The sequence below is a fragment of the Carnobacterium sp. genome, from assembly GCF_032094055.1.
Taxonomy (GTDB): Bacteria; Bacillota; Bacilli; order Lactobacillales; family Carnobacteriaceae; genus Carnobacterium_A.
Window position 1 is genome coordinate 1 of sequence record NZ_DAMDAK010000119.1, and the last position, 5,835, is coordinate 5,835.

Consider the following 5,835-nt stretch of genomic DNA (forward strand, 5'->3'; position numbering starts at 1 on the left):
AACTGTTTTACCGGCACCGAAAGGCCCAGGAACAGCAGCAGCTCCGCCTTTTGCTACAGGGAACAACGTATCGATTACTCGTTGTCCAGTGATCATCGGCTCAGCAGGATTTAATTTTTTAGCGGTAGGACGACCATGTCTCACTGCCCATTTTTGCATCATTGTAAATTCTTTTACGCCATCTTCTGTCTCTATTGTATAAATGGTGTCCGTAATGTCGAACTCACCATTTTCGATACTTTTGATCGTTCCTTCTACTCCATAAGGCACCATTATTTTATGATCAATCACTTTTGTTTCAGGAACAACACCTACGATATCTCCAGCAACAACTTTGTCGCCTACTTCGACAGTTGACGTAAATTTCCATTTGGCCGTTCGGCTTAAAGCTTCAATTGATACACCGCGAACCAAATAATTACTTTCTGTTTTTGCCATAAATTTATCCAATGGCCGTTGAATCCCATCAAACATTTGAGCAATCATACCAGGTGCCAACTCCACAGACAATGCTTCTCTAGTGGTTTCAACTGGTTCTCCTGGCCCAATCATGGATGTTTCTTCGTAAACTTGGATGGAAGCTACATCATTACGCATTTCGATGACTTCGCCGATTAATCCAAGTTTACCGACTTTACAAATATCTTGAATATTAGCTTGCTCCATGCCATCAGCCGTAACTAATGGTCCAGAGACGCTTACGATCCTTCCTTTGTTCAAACTGGTAACCTCCTATAAAATATTTTGCCCAACTGCTTTTTCAACGTTTTGCTGAATTCGTTCTTTTCCAATATTTAATGATCCTAAATGATTTGGAATCAAAATAACAGCAGGTTTAGGTACTTGATCGTAACGTTCAATCGTTTCAGGTATTAATTTACCTAAAGGCTCAGTTAAATAAATAATTCCATATTCTTCTTTAGCTAAACGATCTACAATACGTCGAGCTTCTTTAGCTCCGGATGCATAAAAAATATCAAACCCTAAAACTTTAAAAGGCAAAATCGAATCTTTATCACCAACTACTCCAATTTTATGAGCCATAATTGATCCGCATCCTTTCTCTAACCTCTTCGATGGGCAAGTTGTTTTCTTTTCCTACTAAAATCAGACGCAAATTTTTCACTTCATTTTCTTTAGCATAAATATAAGCCAATAAAGGCATCGGGCCAAAAACTTCTAATTTTGCTGCTTTCATCTTCTCCATAAAGGCATCATCTGTTGCAAGATCTATTTTAATAGGAGACAGTTCTTGATTGTCAGAACGAATGGAAGCCATTATGATAGCACGATACTTTCCTTCTGCTAATTTTCTGCCTGCATCTTCTAAGCTTTCAGAACCTAATGAAACCAATTCTTCTTTAGGGATACTTCCAGAACTAGATAAAATAGTAGTTAAAAAATTACTTGTCCGTTTCTGTTTGATCGCTCTTGCTAAAGTAGATAAATTGTTTAAATCAATGTATAAAGTGATCAAATCCATCACTTGAGGGTCATTTATTTTTTTAGCTAATTGTTTCAAATGTGTAAAATAGCGCCGATCTAAAATAATATCAATCGATTGCGGATTTTTATATTCTTCATGATCCGTTAAAACTTCTTGGATACTGATAAGGTATTCCTGATCTAAGTCTTCAGATTTACCGGTTTCTACGGCTTGCCTTAATGTGGAAAGAGGTTCTTTTCCAATTGGAATCAACATTTCCGAGAAATCATTTCCAGTAACCTTTTCTTTAAGCAGTACTTTTAAATTATGATAAGAATAGCGCAATGAGAACAGTTCTACTAAAGCAGGTTCCGGGCTAATGCTGAACAGCTCAGCGTACATTCGTTGTAATTCCTTTACCAATAAAGCATCATAATCTTTTGTTTCTCTTAATTGCTCCACATCATTCCGATAAGGAGTATCTTTTAATACAGTTAGAGCTTCGTCAAAGTTAGGCGATTGTAACATCCGTTCAAATTGATCATCCTTAAGGAGGTTGCTTTCGAAAACACGAATGCGTGCATTAGTTCCAGCAAATGCTGTTTGCTTCATTTATTCTCCTCCTCTCATATTAAAACAATTTTTTTGATACAGATGGAATTAGCTGATTTTTAAGTTCAGCAATTAAATCTTCAAACAAGTAATTGTACTCTATTCCTTTGTTTTTAAGAATAAAACCAGCTTTTTTATGGATTGTTTCAGTTGTTAAAGTTACCGAAATTCCTTCTTGAGCAACTTTTTCTATCCAACTTTCAGAAACTTTTTCAACTGATTTTTCACCTAGCACTAATTCAAGATTCTTGATTTCTTTAAATTGCCGCAATACCGCTAGCAAAAAACTTTGAAATTCTGTCTCACTCCATTGCTCCATAGCAAACAAAGCTTCTTTAAATACTTCTTTCAAAGCAACTTGCTTTTCGCCTAACAATTGGTTTCGCTTATAGTTCTCTAAGCTATCTTTATTTTTTTCAAAATCGCTTGCCAAGCGACGATCAATCGCTTTTTTTTCTTCAACTTCTTCTAATGCAAGTTCTTTTTCAGCTACTGCTACTTTTTCTTTTGCTTCTGTTTCTGCCTGACGTATCGTTTGTTGTACTTCTGCCTTCTTTTTTTCAATCATACGTTCAGTGATTAATTTAAGATCTGACATGATTTCCCCTCCATTCCTAGTTATCTTCTTTAGAATAGAACTGGATTTTATGCATTTAATACAAGCAAGAAGGAAATAACAAAGCCTAAAATAGCATACGTTTCAACCATGGCAGCATAAATAATTCCTTTTGTAGCGTGTTCAGGTTTTTTAGCTAAAATTTGGATACCAGCAGATGCTACACGTCCCTGAGACATCCCTGAGAACAAACCAGTAAATGCAATCGGCATTGCGGCCATCAACATATATAAACCTTGTGCTAAAGTAGTATCTGCACCTGTATTCAAATAAATCAAAAAGGCAATAACAAATCCATATAATCCTTGAGTACCAGGCAGCAATTGTAAAATCAAAGCTTGTCCAAATTTTTCTGGTTGTTCAGTTGTCAAAGCAGCTGCTGCTTCCCCTGTCATCCCTACACCTTTTGCAGAACCGATTCCTGAAAAGATTGTTGCAAATCCAATTCCCATAGCTGCGAAAAATAAACCGCCATTATTTTCTGATAAAAATGTTAATAAGTTTCCCATTATCTATTTCCTCCATTTAATTAACTATATTTTTTATTCAATTAATTGATTTATTGCCGTTTTTTTAAATAAATGTGTTTTTCAAATGTCTTCAACGGACTTAAAGCATGCCCGCCACCTTCGTAAAACTTCCCAAAGAATTCAACATATTGTAACCGAGCTGTATGCACATAAGCACTTAAGTAGGTCAAGAAAATATTTAAAGCATGTAACGCAATAAATAGGACTATTCCAACTGTAAATTTAGCCAAAGGCGGCAAGAAATCCACAATCATATTAAACGCCGCAGCAATACTACCGCCTGAAACACCTAAAGCCATTAATCTAGTATAACTGACCAAATCACCGATATATCCAGTAACTCCATATAAATTATACAGACCCAATGCAGCTCCCAAACCTTTATTTTTTGAAGCTAACATTGTAACCAAGATAATACCCACGACATTTACGCCTATTAAGATATAAGAAATTACTTTGAGGATTGGATTATCAAATACCAGCATTCCTAATACCAATAAACCAATTCCTACAAGGATGCCTACCCAGGCCATCCCGTCTACATAACTTGAAGCTCTTTCTTGTTTTCGCCATTTGACGCCGCTATTAATAACCAGCCCGTAAACCAGTTGGATAAAGCCAAAAACTACTGAAAGCACGAGAATCGTAATGACATCGCTCGTAGTCGACAACAACTGAAATGGTAACTCGTAACCAAAAAAGCTCCCATAAATCAAACCCCAAATGATGACTGAATACGACAACAAGTGGAAGAAACGCAAAAACTTAGCCATACCACGTTCTAAATTAAAGAACTTTTGAGCAAGATATGTTCCTATCAAAAGAACTAGCCCGTACCCTAAATCCGCACTCATCATCCCAAAGAAAACTAAATAAAATGGCATCATAAAGGGAGTCGGATCAATATCGTCGTACTTAGGCAAACTGTACATCTCTGTTACACTTTCAAAAGGTTCAACAAATTTGTTGTTTTTCAGCACGACTGGGACGTGTTCAAATTCTTTCATTTCGATTTCTTCTGAAATCACAGCATACTGATCAGACCCCATATGCTCGTCTAATAGTTTTTTTAATTCTGGCAACTGTTCTTCTTCCAGCCAACCGTTTAATAGAAATAAACTTTTCCCATTTAATAAAAGTGACTTTCCAACTTCTCTTTGCATTAAATTGTAAAAATATTCTTCTCCCAACTCTAACTCTTTTATTTTAGAAGAAAAAGATAGGATTTCTTTTTTTATTTTCTGCTCTTGTTCAGAGAGATTTTTATTTTCTGATAAATTTCTTTTTAACTCTTCTTTTGGTAATAAACGATAAGGATAATTAAATTTTGTGAATTGAAACTGATTTAAAATCGATTCAATCTCTTGCTGATTTTCCTTTGCTGTAACCACTAAGTAAGCTGCCTCATCCTTATATTGGAAAATTTCGTCTACATAATTCGGCACAGCTTCTTTTAAAGCTGTTTTAAATTCTGTTGCATTTCCCGTTGCGATAGTGCCAATAAAACCTGCAATCACTTTAAAATCAGCTAAATCATTTGGATTAAAATCAAGCGGTCCCCATTTGCGTAAAAAACTTTCTTCTTCTATTACACTTTTTCGCTTTTGATCTAATTCAATCAATTGTTTTTCTCTTTCAGAAATATCTTGACAAAGACTTTCCAATTGAGGGACAGAAACGGATGCTTCCAGTTCTTCTAACGTATATTCGGCTCTTCCTTTTTTTAACTTAGCAAACATGCCAGGTTGAGGAATGTGTTGTTTCAAATACGCTAAAGCATATTGAACATCTTTTAAATGCTCTTCATATTCTGTTCTTTCAACTGCTGGAGTTTCCTTAGTATAGTAATCAAGAAGTGCAGTTTCTTCTAAAGAGGTCAAATCAATTAATTCAAGCTTTTGCAATTCTTGTACTGCTTTTAAAAGAAGGTCTTTATCCGTTTGTTCTGCCAAAAGCGTTACTTTTTTCATTTTAGCTATTGCCATAGCGACTGATAACCTCCTTCACAATGTCATTTACCGCATCTGTTTGATTCAATTGGATCGAACGATTCATTTCATTCAGTTCATCAGCTATTTCTTGGTCAATCTTTTCTTTAATAATAGTGATTTTTTGATCGTATTCTTTTTGTTGATCACGCTCATATGCGTTTAATTCAGAAGATAACTGTTTTTTGCGCTCTTCAATAGCTGTTTGTGTCGCAACTGATATATTTTCCAGCTTAGATAGGCTGTCTAATTCTAATTTTTCAGCCCTTTCTTCTGCTTCTTTAACGTACTGAATCGTTTTTATACTCATTATCTCACCTCCCTAAAGTCAAAAATGGACGCAGCTCAATAAGGTTTCTTCTCACCCCTTGAAGAATGCACCTTGAAAGCTATCGCCCAACCATTTTTATTTTATTAAATTTTCAATAGATTCTGTCTTTTTCTTTCATTATCCTTTAGTGATAAGTTTAGCACTTTTTTCGTATAATTTCTACTTGATGACAACTTAACTGCACTCAGTATAAAATGAAAGAATAGCCATTTATTTTACTGCTAAAAAAAAATGAAAAACTTCTATTGAATTTCTCTTATTGTATCATTATACCGTTTTCATAGTCAAAATACAACTCTGTTTATGGATAAGTCCTGCTTATTTTCTCTCTT

At 35.1% G+C, this 5,835-nt stretch carries 6 protein-coding genes, 1 pseudogene and 1 other annotated feature; all 7 genes and pseudogenes read right to left on the reverse strand.

Annotated elements, in window-relative coordinates; genetic code table 11:
* Nucleotides 1-720, reverse strand: a pseudogene (locus tag RT405_RS12805) (V-type ATP synthase subunit A); the annotation flags it as partial.
* Nucleotides 721-732: 12 nt separating this feature from the next.
* On the reverse strand, nt 733-1,044 hold the full coding sequence (locus tag RT405_RS12810; RefSeq protein ID WP_035028539.1) for a V-type ATP synthase subunit F: 312 nt from the start codon (nt 1,042-1,044) through the stop codon (nt 733-735).
* Nucleotides 1,034-2,038: a V-type ATP synthase subunit C gene (locus tag RT405_RS12815; protein ID WP_313470189.1), complete on the reverse strand. Its 1,005-nt coding sequence runs from the start codon at nt 2,036-2,038 to the stop codon at nt 1,034-1,036. Before RT405_RS12815 ends, RT405_RS12810 begins: the two co-directional genes overlap by 11 nt.
* Nucleotides 2,039-2,057: 19 nt before the next feature.
* Nucleotides 2,058-2,636 (reverse strand): ATPase, encoded by a 579-nt coding sequence (locus RT405_RS12820; protein WP_313470190.1) that lies wholly within the window; start codon nt 2,634-2,636, stop codon nt 2,058-2,060.
* Nucleotides 2,637-2,683: 47 nt separating this feature from the next.
* On the reverse strand, nt 2,684-3,163 hold the full coding sequence (locus tag RT405_RS12825; protein ID WP_035028546.1) for a V-type ATP synthase subunit K: 480 nt from the start codon (nt 3,161-3,163) through the stop codon (nt 2,684-2,686).
* A 50-nt stretch (nt 3,164-3,213) separates the two neighbouring features.
* Complete coding sequence (locus RT405_RS12830) at nt 3,214-5,169, reverse strand: V-type ATP synthase subunit I (RefSeq protein WP_313470192.1); 1,956 nt, start codon at nt 5,167-5,169, stop codon at nt 3,214-3,216.
* On the reverse strand, nt 5,156-5,482 hold the full coding sequence (locus tag RT405_RS12835) for a hypothetical protein (RefSeq protein WP_313470193.1): 327 nt from the start codon (nt 5,480-5,482) through the stop codon (nt 5,156-5,158). The genes RT405_RS12830 and RT405_RS12835 overlap by 14 nt, the downstream gene beginning before the upstream one ends.
* A gap of 45 nt (nt 5,483-5,527) precedes the next feature.
* Nucleotides 5,528-5,574: a sequence feature (sodium ion sensor (DUF1646 type); this cis-regulatory element may regulate processes involved in with the transportation of sodium ions), on the reverse strand.
* Between the last annotated feature and the right edge of the window lie 261 nt (nt 5,575-5,835).